Source organism: Parasutterella secunda, assembly GCF_023336895.1.
Classification (GTDB): domain Bacteria; phylum Pseudomonadota; class Gammaproteobacteria; order Burkholderiales; family Burkholderiaceae_F; genus Aphodousia; species Aphodousia faecalis.
Window position 1 is genome coordinate 36,599 of record NZ_JAMBLT010000008.1, and the last position, 12,801, is coordinate 49,399.

The 12,801-nt window shown below is 48.3% G+C and carries 9 protein-coding genes; 7 read left to right on the plus strand and 2 right to left on the minus strand.

What is annotated here, in order from left to right:
* Window positions 1-33: 33 nt before the first annotated feature.
* The 6 genes from mpl (at window position 34) to mgtE (ending at window position 8,144) form a co-directional block, all read left to right on the plus strand.
* Window positions 34-1,374 (plus strand): UDP-N-acetylmuramate:L-alanyl-gamma-D-glutamyl-meso-diaminopimelate ligase, encoded by a 1,341-nt coding sequence (gene mpl, locus M3080_RS07085; protein WP_249092487.1) that lies wholly within the window; start codon window positions 34-36, stop codon window positions 1,372-1,374.
* Between the two features lie 2 nt (window positions 1,375-1,376).
* Window positions 1,377-1,940, plus strand: coding sequence for a YqiA/YcfP family alpha/beta fold hydrolase (locus M3080_RS07090; protein ID WP_249092488.1), 564 nt, complete (start codon window positions 1,377-1,379; stop codon window positions 1,938-1,940).
* Between the two features lie 15 nt (window positions 1,941-1,955).
* A complete protein-coding gene (locus M3080_RS07095) occupies window positions 1,956-2,567 on the plus strand; it encodes a MarC family protein (protein WP_022472974.1) in 612 nt (203 codons plus the stop codon).
* Entirely contained in the window at window positions 2,567-4,525 is a 1,959-nt protein-coding gene (locus M3080_RS07100; RefSeq protein WP_249092489.1) for a ribonuclease catalytic domain-containing protein, read from the plus strand. The genes M3080_RS07095 and M3080_RS07100 overlap by 1 nt, the downstream gene beginning before the upstream one ends.
* A 129-nt stretch (window positions 4,526-4,654) precedes the next feature.
* Window positions 4,655-6,460 carry a C69 family dipeptidase gene (locus tag M3080_RS07105; protein ID WP_249092490.1) on the plus strand — a complete coding sequence of 602 codons (1,806 nt, stop codon included), beginning with the start codon at window positions 4,655-4,657 and terminating at the stop codon, window positions 6,458-6,460.
* A 169-nt stretch (window positions 6,461-6,629) separates the two neighbouring features.
* On the plus strand, window positions 6,630-8,144 hold the full coding sequence (gene mgtE / locus M3080_RS07110) for a magnesium transporter (protein ID WP_249092491.1): 1,515 nt from the start codon (window positions 6,630-6,632) through the stop codon (window positions 8,142-8,144).
* Here mgtE and M3080_RS07115 read toward each other — a convergent pair.
* Together M3080_RS07115 and M3080_RS07120 are read right to left on the minus strand one after the other, a co-directional pair.
* A complete protein-coding gene (locus tag M3080_RS07115; protein ID WP_249092492.1) occupies window positions 8,141-8,860 on the minus strand; it encodes a 16S rRNA (uracil(1498)-N(3))-methyltransferase in 720 nt (239 codons plus the stop codon). The genes mgtE and M3080_RS07115 overlap by 4 nt on opposite strands.
* Window positions 8,861-8,975: 115 nt before the next feature.
* Window positions 8,976-10,475, minus strand: coding sequence for a C69 family dipeptidase (locus tag M3080_RS07120; RefSeq protein WP_022472980.1), 1,500 nt, complete (start codon window positions 10,473-10,475; stop codon window positions 8,976-8,978).
* Between the two features lie 286 nt (window positions 10,476-10,761).
* Here M3080_RS07120 and tkt point away from each other — a divergent pair, with 286 nt between their 5' ends.
* Window positions 10,762-12,786 carry a transketolase gene (gene tkt / locus M3080_RS07125; protein ID WP_249092493.1) on the plus strand — a complete coding sequence of 675 codons (2,025 nt, stop codon included), beginning with the start codon at window positions 10,762-10,764 and terminating at the stop codon, window positions 12,784-12,786.
* Window positions 12,787-12,801: the final 15 nt, after the last annotated feature.

Below are 12,801 nucleotides of genomic sequence, written 5' to 3' on the forward strand. Positions count from 1 at the left end.
ATATTCTGGTTTTTCAATGAGGTTAGGCTTTTTATGCATGTTCATATATTAGGTATCTGCGGAACCTTCATGGGAGGTATAGCTCAGTTGGCGCGAGCGGCGGGTCACCGTGTGACCGGGTGTGACGCCAATGTTTATCCGCCAATGTGCGATCAACTCGCCTCTGCCGGTATTGAACTCATTGAAGGCTTTGATGAAAGTCAGGTTGCCTTGCGACCGGATTTGTATGTAATCGGCAATGCTATCTCCCGAGGCAATCCCTTATTGGAAAAGATCTTAAATGATCAATTGCCCTACACTTCGGGACCTCAATGGTTGGGAGAGACGATTCTGGGTTCCCGTCATGTTTTAGCTGTTGCCGGAACACATGGGAAAACAACGACTAGTTCGCTTTTGGCGTGGATTTTGGAGCGTTGCGGCAAAAATCCGAGTTTTTTAATCGGAGGGGTGCCGGCTAATTTTGCTCATTCGGCAAGACTCACTTCTTCTCGCTATTTTGTGATTGAAGCCGATGAGTATGACACCTGCTTCTTTGATAAACGCTCAAAATTTGTACACTATCGGCCTAAAACCGCCATTCTCAATAATCTCGAATATGACCATGCAGATATATTCCCGGATCTGCACGCCATTGAAACACAATTTCATCATTTAGTCAGAATGATGGCTCAAAACGCCAGAGTCGTAGTGAATGGTCAGAGTGAAGCGTTAAAGCGCGTCCTGAATCGGGGGCTCTATAGTGATTGCGTCTATTTCAATGATGAGCGCGGTTGGCACCTTCAAGGTAATGAACTTTTTTATAAAGGTCGTTTGATTGGTGCGCTGCGTTTGTCTTTGCCTGGGCACCACAATTTATTGAATGCATCAGCAGCGGTTGCTGCGGCGACTCATGTCGGAATAGATCCCAAGGAAGCATTGACCGCTTTGGAGGAATTCTCGGGCGTAAAACGCCGTTTGGAATTAAAAGGTATCGAAAATGGAGTATCAGTGATTGATGATTTTGCTCATCATCCGACAGCCATTTACGAAACGATTCGAGCCTTGCGCGGCAAAATGGAGAAAACAGGACGCCTGATTGCTGTTTTGGAACCCAGAAGCAACACTATGAAAATGGGTACCATGAAAGACAGACTGGCAGGCAGTTTGCAAGAAGCTGATTTTGTTGTCTGTTATGCCGATCCAAAATTGGGGTGGGATGTTAGTGCAGCTCTAGCACCTTTAGGTGAAAAACTTCATGTGCTTCATACGGTGCAAGAAACCGCTGCCGTTGCGGCTTCTTTAGCCCAAAAGGGCGATGATATTTTGGTGATGAGCAACGGAGGTTTTGGCGGTATTCACGGTCAGCTTCTTTCCTTGCTGAAAAACAAAGGCTGAAAATGGTTTTAATGTATCTGCACGGATTTCGCTCTTCACCCGATAGCAATAAAGGTCGGGTAATGCGTGAGGCCTTAGGCGAAAAGTTTACCTTTTTGGCACCTGACTTAAATGTTTCACCGCTTGCCGTTCAAAAGATATTGCTTGAAACGGTTAAGGACATCAATCCGAGTCAATTATGTTTAGCAGGCTCAAGCCTTGGGGGCTTTTACGCGACTTGGCTTGCCGAAAAAATCGGCTGTCGGGCCATTCTTTTTAATCCGGCGACAGAACCCTGGTGTGTCATTAATGATTATCTGGGGGTACAGCCCATTGCCAATACGGGGCGTACCATTGAAGTCAAACCGGAATTTGCCGATCAAGCAAAAAGTATGCATTGTGAAATTATTCACCCCGAGCGTTATCTAGTCTTTTTGTCAACGGCAGATGAAGTGTTGGACTGGCATAAGGCGCAGAAAAAATACAGTGCCTGCAGGCAAATTCTTCTGCCTGAAAACACGCACGAAATAACCGATTTTGAACAATGTTTGCCGGAAATCGAACATTTTGCGGCAGCCAATCAATAAGAAAGGAACATCTGAATGGAGCACTCTTTTGTATCGGCCCTGTTGTTGATGTTTTTAATGGCCGACCCCCTCGGAAACATTCCTATTTTTATTTCCTCGTTGAAGTCTGTTCCGGAGCATAGGCGCTCTCGTGTGGTGATACGTGAGTGTGTGATCGCGGCTTTGATTTTGTGCATTTTCGCCTTCGGCGGAAAAGCATTTTTAGACGCACTGGGATTGAGTCAAGCGGCCTTGTCAATGGGGGGCGGCCTGATTGTTTTGTTGATGGCCATTCGAATGGTTTTCCCATCCAAGGAAGGGGTCTTTGGAGAAGCGCCCGGTGGAGAGCCTTTTATCGTGCCTTTGGCAGTACCTGCTATTGCAGGGCCTTCGACGTTGGCAACGATTTTACTTTTAGTCGGCAGTGACCCTGATCGTATTCCGGAGTGGCTTTTGGTCGTGGTGCTCACTTGCGCCATCAGTGCTGCGATTTTGGTATTTGCCGAACGTGTTCAGAAAATCGTAGGGGAAAGAACAACCGCCGCTTTTGAACGACTGATGGGATTGATATTGGCTACAATGGCCGTTCAAATGTTCTTAACCGGGATTACGCAATTTATTCAAACAACGCTGAAAGGGGCGATTTAATGTATCTCTTTTTTGAAGAAGACGGTACCTTTAAAGTCGGCACGATTTTGTCGCAAAACGGCAGTGCCTATCAAGTGGAGCTTTTGACCGGTAGGCGTACAAAAGTCAAAGGCGGGCACGTCTTTTTTGAATTTGAATCGCCTGTGGCATCAGACGTAATGCCCAAAGCGGAAGCCATGAGCACCGAAATCGATCCCCAGTTTCTTTGGGAAGTCGCTCCCGAGGGAGAGTTTCGCTTTGAGACTTTGGCTGTCGAATATTTCGGAGAAGCACCTTCCGTCATTGAGAAGATCGCCACACTGCTGACACTTCACAATCATCCCGTCTACTTTCACAGAAAAGGTCGCGGTAATTATCGTAAAGCACCAGAAGAAATATTGAAGGCCGCTTTGGCAGCGTTAGAAAAGAAGCGTTTAGCTGAAGAGCAGAAAAAGGCTTGGGTGCGGCAGATGATTGATGAGCAAACGGCTCCGAAGGAAATTGTCTCTCAGGCTATCAATTTACTGGTTTCACCCGATAAAAACAGTAATTTGTGGAAGGCTCTTTCTGATGCGGCAAGCGAAGCACGTATGACGCCACTTCGTCTGCTGCTCTCTTTGGGGGCGATTAAGTCCGCTTATCGTTGGCACATTGACAGTTTTTATGCGCAGTATTTTCCGAAAGGAAAGGGTTTTGCCGCCGATTTGGTGAAACCATCTGAAAATGGTTGGGATGATCTCCCTATTGCCAATGTCAAAGCTTTCTCCATTGATGACTCGTCAACAACAGAAATTGACGACGCGACAAGTGTTGAGCATGTTGATGACAAGCTTCTTCGAATCGGTGTACACATTGCGGCGCCAGGACTTGGAATTGAGCGTGACAGCGATATCGACCGCGTAGCCCGTTCAAGACTTTCTACGGTTTATGCTCCAGGCATCAAGACCACCATGTTGCCGGAGGATTGGATTAAAGAGTTCTCTTTAGATGAGGGTAGAGCCGTTCCCTGCTTGTCTCTTTATGCGCTGGTTGATAAAGAAACGCTTGAAGTTTCCGCCACAGAAACTCACCTGGAGCGCATTAAAGTTTGTTCCAATATCCGCTACGACTTGATTGAAGATGAATTTACCGAAGAAAAACTTTTAGGAGGAACTGTCAATCATCCGTTTGCTGAAGAAATCACCTGGCTTTGGAAATTTGCTAAAAAATGCTTATCGGAGCGGGAAGCTGTAAGAGGGAAACCAGAACAGTTGGGTCGCGTTGAGTGGAGCTTCGACTTAGAGGGAGACGGAGAGGATGCTGTTATTCATCTGAAGTCTCGCAGACGAGGCTCGCCCCTGGACTTGGCGGTTGGTGAATTGATGATTTTTGCCAACACCGTTTGGGGTGGTTGGCTTGAAGAAGTGAATGTAGCCGGTATCTACCGTTCTCAAAGCATGGGCCGGGTTAAGATGAGTACAACGCCGGGGCCGCACGATGGAATGGGTGTCGCACAGTATGCGTGGTGTACTTCCCCGCTGCGTCGGTATGTTGATTTGGTTAACCAACGGCAATTAATCAGCGCGGTACTTGATCGTTCGCCAAGTTATCGACCGAGTGATACGGACCTTTTTGCCATCGTCTCCAATTTCACATTGACCTACGGGGCTTACTCGGAATTTCAGCGCAAGATGGAAAGGTATTGGAGTTTGCGCTGGATTGAGCAAGAAGGGCTTAAGACAATTGAAGCCGTGGTTGTCAAAGGTGAATTAATCCGGATTGAAGGCCTGCCTTTTATGCAAAGAATGCCGGGGCTGCCGGAATTGCCTCGTGGTCAAAAGATCCTCTTGGACATTTTGGGGGTTGACTACGTCGACGTTCTTTTGGATGCGCGGTTAAAAGAAGTGCTCGATGAGACAGACGAAGAGTCGCTCGGAGAGGATGAGCCTTTGGAAGAAACAGAAAGTCAGCAAGAGCAAAAGCCTTCCGATTCTGAATAGCTTTTGTATCCTGTATCGTAAAAAAAGCAATCAGGGAAACTCCTTGTGCGTAGATTGAGCAAACCTTATAGAGGGGGCCTAAACTGAACCTCGGGGTTTGATCAATAACCTGTCGGAAGGAGTTTTCTTATGATTATTCGAAAAACACTGATGGCGGCTTCGGTTGCCGCTCTTATGTTAGGAACAGCGATGTCAGCTCAAGCTTGTTTTACGGTTATCGTCGGTAAGGATGCCTCATCCACCGGCGAAATTATTGTTGGTCACAACGAGGACAATGACCGTCGTATTCTCATGAGCCAATACTGGGTGCCGGCAGCGACACATAAGAAAGGTGAAATGATTGAATACGAACCGACGGCCGCCAAAATTCCTCAAGTAACGAAGACGTTGGGTTACTGGTGGACGCAGACGCTTGCACCTGAAGGCTATAGTTTTTCCGATGGCTTCTTTAATGAAGCCGGTGTGTTGATCACATCCAATAACTGTGGCGATACGGTTGAAAAGGATGAAAAGGTGAAAAATGGCGGTGTGGGCTACGGCATTCGCCGCATCACCGCAGAACGAGCCCATACCGCTCGAGAAGCCGTTCAGATTGCCATTGAGCTTGTTGAAAAATATGGCTACACGCATGAAGGTCGCACGTATACATTCGCCGACCACAATGAAGCTTGGCAAATGGCAATTCTTCGCGGACACCGTTATCTTGCCCGTAAGGTCAAGGACAACGAAGTGGCCTTCTTAGCCAATTCTTATTCGTTAACGAACGTTGATTTGAACGATAAGGAAAATGTGATTGCCTCGCCTGATTTGGTTGAACATGCCATCAAGATCGGCACTTACAAACCGGCCAAAGCTGGGGATTATTCTGACTTCAATTTCCGTGAAGCCTATCAGCCCGATCGTCGTCGTGCCGCTGATTGGAACAAACAACGCGTTCAAACCTTCATGAAGATCATGACGGGCGAAATGATCGAAGATCATAACGCCATTCCTCAATCCATTGTTCCGAAAGACAAGGTGACTCCGTGGGATGTGCAAAAGATTATGCGTGCTCAGTCCGATCAAGTGGATCGCTCGGTAACCGGTTGGCATCTGTATGACTTGCGCGACATCGGCAATATCGACACGCACGATAGCGTTGTCTTTAAGCTCGCCAAAGATCCGCTTTTAACCGTGACTTGGAGAAGTAACGCCCGTCCGTATGAAACAGCGTTTGTGCCCGCTTTCCCGCTGGCTAAACCGGCTTTGGCTCAAGCTTTCATGAGTCCGGCAGTCGGCACGCGCGCTCAATTCCACGCAACACCCGAACAGATGAGCTTCTCTTTGGACAAGAACGTCTTTACGTTCGTTTTGGCTGAACAATTCTTGGATTGGATGCCGAGTCTGCGTGAAGATGTTATTGACGCCATTGAAGAGTACGAAGAGCGCAAGGCCGAAGAATTGGGAGTGGTTGAAGCTCGTGCCAAGTCGCTTGCGGCGATAGATAAGGATCGTGCCGTTGAATTTATGCACAACTTCAATGTACTCAATTACAACGAAGCCTTAGGAGCTGCCTCCAAGGTCTTGATGAAGGCCAATAAGCAAGACATCGTGATCATGAAGGACAAGTTAAGCTTGTCGGATGAAAAGGGGACGGTGGATGTGGTCTTATTGTCTCAAAAAGATTTTGACGCAACAAAACTGGATCAATCCGTGACGGAATTCGGATCCGCTTGGTCTGACGGTGAGGACGAACTCAATCGTCATCGTGCCAAACCCGTCAAGGTTGTCTTTAGAGACGTTGACGGTGACGGCTTAAAAGATGCTGTTATCACATTCCCTGTCAAGGGTGCTGTGGCTACAACATTCCAAGACGTGAATACGGAATTATTCCTTTTCACGAAGGTTGATGGGAAACCAGTTGCAGCCTTTGATACAGTGAAAATCGTCAAATAACTAGCAGGTTAGCCTAGTAAGACCTGTCCGTTGAAAAAATCTTCGGACAGGTTTTTTATTTTTCTAAGCGATTAAGTTGAGCTCTGAGAGTACGGTGGTACAATGCAGGGGCTTTAAACAAAATTTTCCTTTGGATAGCAGAGGTTTTTATGAATGACGGGGTGCCTCGATGCCAGAAGCTCGAGACATTGAACTTAAAACAGCTCCGAATGGGGTTGGTACCGCACAGACGGTAGAATCGGCTCGCGAACCCGAACTCGCAAGCCGCGCCCTCGCTCGCATTCAACAATGCCTTGAAAAAGCCGAAGATCAGCGCCACAAAATTAGTGCCAGCGGCGCTCTGACTAAGGAACAAGAAGCTCAATTACGCGAGAGCTTTCATGTTCAAATCAAATCCGAGATCGCCAAAATTTTGGCGCCTCTGCATCCGGCCGATATCGCCTACATCCTCGAAGCTCTTCCGACAGATGATCGTCTGATTGTCTGGGATTTGGTGCGCAATAACCAAGACGGTGACGTGTTGGTTGAAGTCAACGATAGTGTTCGTGAAACCTTGATTGACGCGATGGACCGCGAGGAACTCGTCGATGCCATGGAAACATTGGATACCGACGAAATTGCCGACTTGGTCGAAGACTTGCCGCCCGATGTGGTGGCTGAAGTTCAAGAAGGGTTGACGACAAAAGAACGTGCGCAGTTGCGCGCGGCCATGAGTTACCCGGAAGAAAGCGTCGGCGCGCGCATGGACTTTGAAATTATTTCGGTTCGTGAAGATTTTTCATTGGAGGCGGTTTTCCGTTATCTCCGAGGTTTTGAAGAATTGCCGGAATTGACCGACATGATTTTCGTGGTCGACCGGAATCAAAAACTCAAAGGGGCTTTGCCCGTATCGAAAATTTTGATCAGTGATCCGGAAAGAAGTGTCCGGGAATTGATGAAGGGTGATGTCTTAACGTTAAATCCCTTGGATGACGCAACCGATGCAGCCCAGGCGTTCGAACGTTATGACTTGGTGAGTGCTCCTGTGGTTGATGAAACAGGTCGCTTAGTCGGTCGTCTGACGGTCGATGAAGTGATGGATGTGATTCGTGAAAGCAGCGATGAAGATGCTTACGCGGCGGTCGGTTTGAGTGATGAGCAAGACTTGTTCGGAAGTGTTTGGGAGGCCGCTAAGAGCCGTTGGATTTGGCTTGGTGTCAATTTGTGCACGGCTTTTGTAGCTTCAAGAGTCATCAGCTGTTTTGAAGGGACAATTTCCCGAGTGGTTGCCTTGGCGGCTCTTTTACCGATTGCCGCCAATATTGCGGGCAACACGGGCAATCAAACATTGACGCTTTTGGTGCGCTCAATCGCCATGGGTCAAGTGACCGCGAGCAACACCATGGATCTCTTTAAAAAAGAATTGGGTGTTGCTTTAATCAATGGTCTGCTATGGGGTGCGATTGCCGGTTTGGGAGCTTGGTTACTTTACTTTGACGCAAGCTTTGGGATGAAGTTGGGCCTAGTGATGTTCCTTGCGATGATGCTCAACATTATCGTTGGCGCATTGGTGGGGTTGATTGTTCCGCTGACACTAAAGAAATTTGACCGTGATCCCGCCATGGGCAGCTCAGTTCTTCTTACCTTCATCACCGATAGTGGTGGATTCTTAATTTTCCTGGGATTAGCCGGAATCTTTTTCTAACGAAAGTCTCCGCATTGGCTTTGAGCAACAGCAAGTGCCGCGAGGCCTGCGGTTTCAGTTCTTAAAACCCTCGGACCCAGTAGTGCGCTTTCATAGCCCAATGTGTTGGCAAGTTCGATTTCCTGCGCGCTAAATCCACCTTCGGGGCCGACAGCAAACGTCACGCTCTGAGAGTTCCCCAAATAGAAACTCTTTTGCGCCGCAGGGGCCAAGACAAGATTGCGTTCACTTTTGTTTTCGATAAGAGCAATTTGCAATTGATCACAGTACTGCACATTGGGAATCAGACTTCGGGCGCATTGTTCACAGGCGCTCTGCACGGTGTTTTTCCATTGACTGAGGCGCTTTTCCAAGCGTTTTGCGTCCAATTTAGTCACACTTCGTTCAGCCGGAACTATAACCAATTTGGATACACCGAGTTCGGTTGCTTTCTCCAAAATCCAATCCAATTTTTCTTGAGATACTAGGGCTTGAATTAATATGGTTTTTAAAGGACTTTCCGTGTGGCTTGGGGCCACCGAAAGAATGTTTGCCTCAGTTCGATCAGAGAAAAAGTGCAGGATGCACTGAGCTTCGTTTCCCCGTCCGTCAAAAAGCACGGCGCTGTCTCCTTCTCTCATGCGAAGGACACGACTGGCGTGGTGGGCCGGTTTTTCCGGCAGCACAAGAGTGCTGTCGGGTTGGAAATCACAATCAACGTAAAAGCGGGGAGCCATCTTATAAGGTATTGGTTAAAGAGTCAGAAGGATTGTAAAGGACTTTTCTGAAACGAGAAAGCCGCCCAAATCAAGCAGAAATGGACGGCTGATGAGACGTTTAGGAGAAACCTAATTAGTCTTTCTTGCTCTTATTGGCAAAGAAGTTGGCGGCTTGAATATCAGCCGTGCGAATGGTGAAGATTTGATTTGTTAAGTCTTCAGCCAATTTTTCAGCACTTGCCATGACGCTCAAGTTGAAGTCATTGAGCATCTTGTCAGCCTTCTTGGCATCTTTCTTATAGATCTTCAGATATTCGTCTTCGAAAGCCTTTTGTTTCTTAGCCGTATCGGCTTCGAATTCGTGATAGGCCTTTTCAACAATCGGAGCCAACTTGACGTAGTCGGTCATCACGAGCGTTTGAAGTTTGCGGTACTTCCAGTACATGGATTGACTGTCAGCTTCATTTGTACCCATGCCGTAATGGGCGGGGTAAGCGTCAAGACCGTGGTAGTACGGGACGTAAACGGAAAGATTCGGCATGCCCATGGCCACGTAAATCACAGAACCGATTTCACGCGGCATCCAAGGACGCACTTGCATCACGTGGGATTCATAGGTGCGGAAAACACTGATCGGACGGTATTCTTCGTCACCGCGCAAACCTTTGGAATAGGGATCATGGCTTTGCAATTCACCGGCTTCGTAGTGATTGCGCAAGATGCTCTTCATGTCTTCGAGCGTGACCTTCTTTTCAGGTTTCGCGTAAACCGGGAAGCTGCGGCCTTCTTGCACGGGCTGCTTCAAGCTCGGCGTCAAGATCTTTTGAATTTGCCAGACACGCGGGTCGTTGTAGACGCGATCGCGAGAGTCATCACGGGTGTATGCCTTGGAGAAATTAAAGGCGCCGTCTTTTTTCGGATCGTAAAAGCCGTTATCTGTTGCCCACTTCACCAAATTCTTGCTGGCCATGAAGTCGGGGCTCTTCGGATCATAGGCTTGCAGACGACCTTGGTTGCCGGAGGCAAAATATTGATCAGCCGGGATGCGTTGAGCAATCCATTGATGGCCTGTACCGGTTTCAAGGTACCACATTTCTTTTTCATCAACGAATGCCACGCCAAATCCTTCGCCGGCACCGATCGTTTCAACAATGCTGCCTAAGATTTGAACGCCTTCTCTCGCGCTCTTGGCTCGCGGCAAAATGACATCCAAAATATCGTCTTCGGTAATACCCGTTGCTTCATTGTAGGGGTCAAGTTTTAATGCATCGTCACGGGCAAAAATAGACTCCGTTCCAGACATGCCGACACCGGCTTCGTTGAAACCAACGGCACCGTGCAATTGCGTCTTCCAGTTAGGAACGGTCGTGTAACGCATAGCATTTTTCGGAAGCGGATATTCAAAGTTGGTGGCACCCTTGTAGTCTTGTGTGCGATACATTCCTTTTTGGTTCTTTTTGGCGGGATGGATCACCATGTGTTGAGCTTTCAAAGCATCGCTGTCGGCGTTGCGGCCAACGAAGAAAGAACCGTCTGCAGTTGCTTCAGGGCCGACCAAAACAGTCGTGCAAGCCAAGCTCATGGTAGAGAATGCGGCCAAAACAGAGGCCACCAAAGTCGCTTTTTTGAACATGAAAAACTCCTCATAATGTTCAGCCGGACTTGTCCGGCAGCCGGAACATACCCGGCCGCGGAAAATGCTACGCCAAACTACCTAGAAGCTCCATGAAAACGCCTAGGGATATTTCCTTATTGTCAAAGTTTGAAAAGTGGTGGTCACTCTAAATTATTCGGTCAAAAAGTTTTGCGCTTTAGACCGAATTACGCCCACAATTTCAGTACAATCTTATTATTTAAGTCGGATGAAAATGGTTTCGTCTGATGTGTGATTTTCTCCTTTTAAATTGGTTAGAAACACTATGACTTGTTGTGTCACTCCTCAGTTGATGGCTAATGCTGTCCGTGCTTTGGCCATGGATGCCGTGCAAAAGGCCAAGTCCGGTCACCCAGGTATGCCGATGGGCATGGCCGATATTGCGATTGCCTTGTGGACAAAACATTTGCGCCACAATCCCGCCGATCCGAAGTGGATTGGCCGTGATCGCTTCATTTTGAGTAATGGCCATGGCTCAATGCTGCAATATGCGCTTTTGCACTTGACGGGCTACGATCTGACAATTGATGACTTAAAGGCCTTCCGCCAGTGGCACAGCAAGACGCCCGGACACCCGGAAGTGGATGTGACGCCCGGTGTGGAAACCACCACGGGTCCTTTGGGACAAGGTATCGGTAACGCGGTGGGTATGGCTTTGGCTGAAAAAATGCTCGCGGCCGAATTTAACCGTCCGGGCTTTAATGTTATTGACAACTATACGTACTGCTTCTTAGGTGACGGTTGCCTCATGGAAGGCATCAGCCACGAAGTGTGCTCATTGGCGGGTACCTGGAAGCTCAACAAGTTGATTGTGATTTACGATGACAATGGAATTTCCATTGACGGTAAGGTAATCAACTGGTTCTCGGATAACACGCGTGAGCGCTTTGAATCGTACGGTTGGAATGTGATTGGACCGGTTGACGGTCACGACATCGATGAGATGGATCGCGCGATCGCCACGGCTAAGCAAAGCCAAGACAAACCCACGCTTATTATCGCCCGTACGGTTATCGGTAAAGGTTCCCCCAACCGTCAAGGCACAAGTAAGGTTCACGGTGAAGCGTTGGGTGATGAAGAACTCAAACTCACTCGCGAGGCACTTGGCTGGAAATGGGATCCGTTTGTCATTCCGCAGGAAATTTACGATGCGATGAACGCCCGTGAAAAGGGTGAAAAACTCGAAACCGAGTACAACGAGATGTGGGCTCGTTATGGTCAAGAATATCCTCAACTCTGTAAAGAGCTTTCCCGTCGTCTGAAGGGTGATCTGCCTGAAGACTTCGAAGCGGTCATGCAGCAAGCCATTGAGAAGGCTGCAGTGGCTCAAGAAACCGTGGCAACCCGCAAGGCTAGTCAAAAAGCGCTAAACGCTTTTGCTTCTCATTTGCCTGAATTGCTCGGCGGTTCCGCTGATTTGACGGGGTCTAACCTGACCAACTGGACCGGTGTCGAAGCCATGCGACCGGACACCTATTTGGGTCGTCATATTAACTACGGTGTGCGTGAATTCGGTATGTCTGCGATTCAAAATGGCATTGCCTTGTATCATGGATTTGTGCCTTTCAGCGCCACGTTCCTGACGTTCTCCGATTATTCGAGAAACGCCATCCGCATGGCAGCGTTGATGAAGCAGCGCTCCATCTTTGTTTTCACTCATGATTCCATCGGTTTGGGTGAAGACGGCCCGACGCACCAGTCTGTAGAACACATTCCGAGTTTGCGTCTTATCCCGAATTTAAATGTGTGGCGCCCGTGTGACACGGTTGAAGCATTGGTGGCCTGGCAAAGCGCCATTGAATCCCGCCATACGCCGTCAATCATTATTGGTTCGCGTCAAAATATTGAATTCATCGCCCGTGATCCGCAAGAGGTCGTGCGTGACGCTAAAGAAGCTCTTAAAGCCGGTGCCTACGTCATGAAAGAGTCGGGTAAAGGCGCCGATGGGGTCGACTGCGTTCTCATTGCCACAGGCTCAGAAGTGCCCTTGGCGGTGAAGGCTCGCGAAGCTTTGGAAGAAAAAGGCATCGGTACACGAGTGGTGTCCATGCCCTGCACGGAACTTTTCGATAAACTGTCTTCAGAAGAAAAGCGTGCGATTTTAACGGATGCGCCCAAAGTTGCCATCGAAGCATCGGTGACCGGTTTGTGGTACAAGTACGTTAAGAACGGTGAAGTGGTCGGCATCGATACGTTCGGTGAATCGGCTCCTGCCGGTGTGCTTTGGGAAAAATTCGGCTTTACCATGGATCGCGTGGTTGAAGCCGCTATGAAAGCCATTAATCATTAATTACTAAAGAGGGGA

Bases quoted from the DNA above. Each gene is read 5' to 3' on its own strand.
- mpl (WP_249092487.1), top strand. From the start codon at position 34: ATGCATGTTCATATATTAGGTATCTGCGGAACCTTCATGGGAGGTATA.
- M3080_RS07090 (WP_249092488.1), top strand. From the start codon at position 1,377: ATGGTTTTAATGTATCTGCACGGATTTCGCTCTTCACCCGATAGCAAT.
- M3080_RS07095 (WP_022472974.1), top strand. From the start codon at position 1,956: ATGGAGCACTCTTTTGTATCGGCCCTGTTGTTGATGTTTTTAATGGCC.
- M3080_RS07100 (WP_249092489.1), top strand. From the start codon at position 2,567: ATGTATCTCTTTTTTGAAGAAGACGGTACCTTTAAAGTCGGCACGATT.
- M3080_RS07105 (WP_249092490.1), top strand. From the start codon at position 4,655: ATGATTATTCGAAAAACACTGATGGCGGCTTCGGTTGCCGCTCTTATG.
- mgtE (WP_249092491.1), top strand. From the start codon at position 6,630: ATGCCAGAAGCTCGAGACATTGAACTTAAAACAGCTCCGAATGGGGTT.
- M3080_RS07115 (WP_249092492.1), bottom strand. From the start codon at position 8,860: ATGGCTCCCCGCTTTTACGTTGATTGTGATTTCCAACCCGACAGCACT.
- M3080_RS07120 (WP_022472980.1), bottom strand. From the start codon at position 10,475: ATGTTCAAAAAAGCGACTTTGGTGGCCTCTGTTTTGGCCGCATTCTCT.
- tkt (WP_249092493.1), top strand. From the start codon at position 10,762: ATGACTTGTTGTGTCACTCCTCAGTTGATGGCTAATGCTGTCCGTGCT.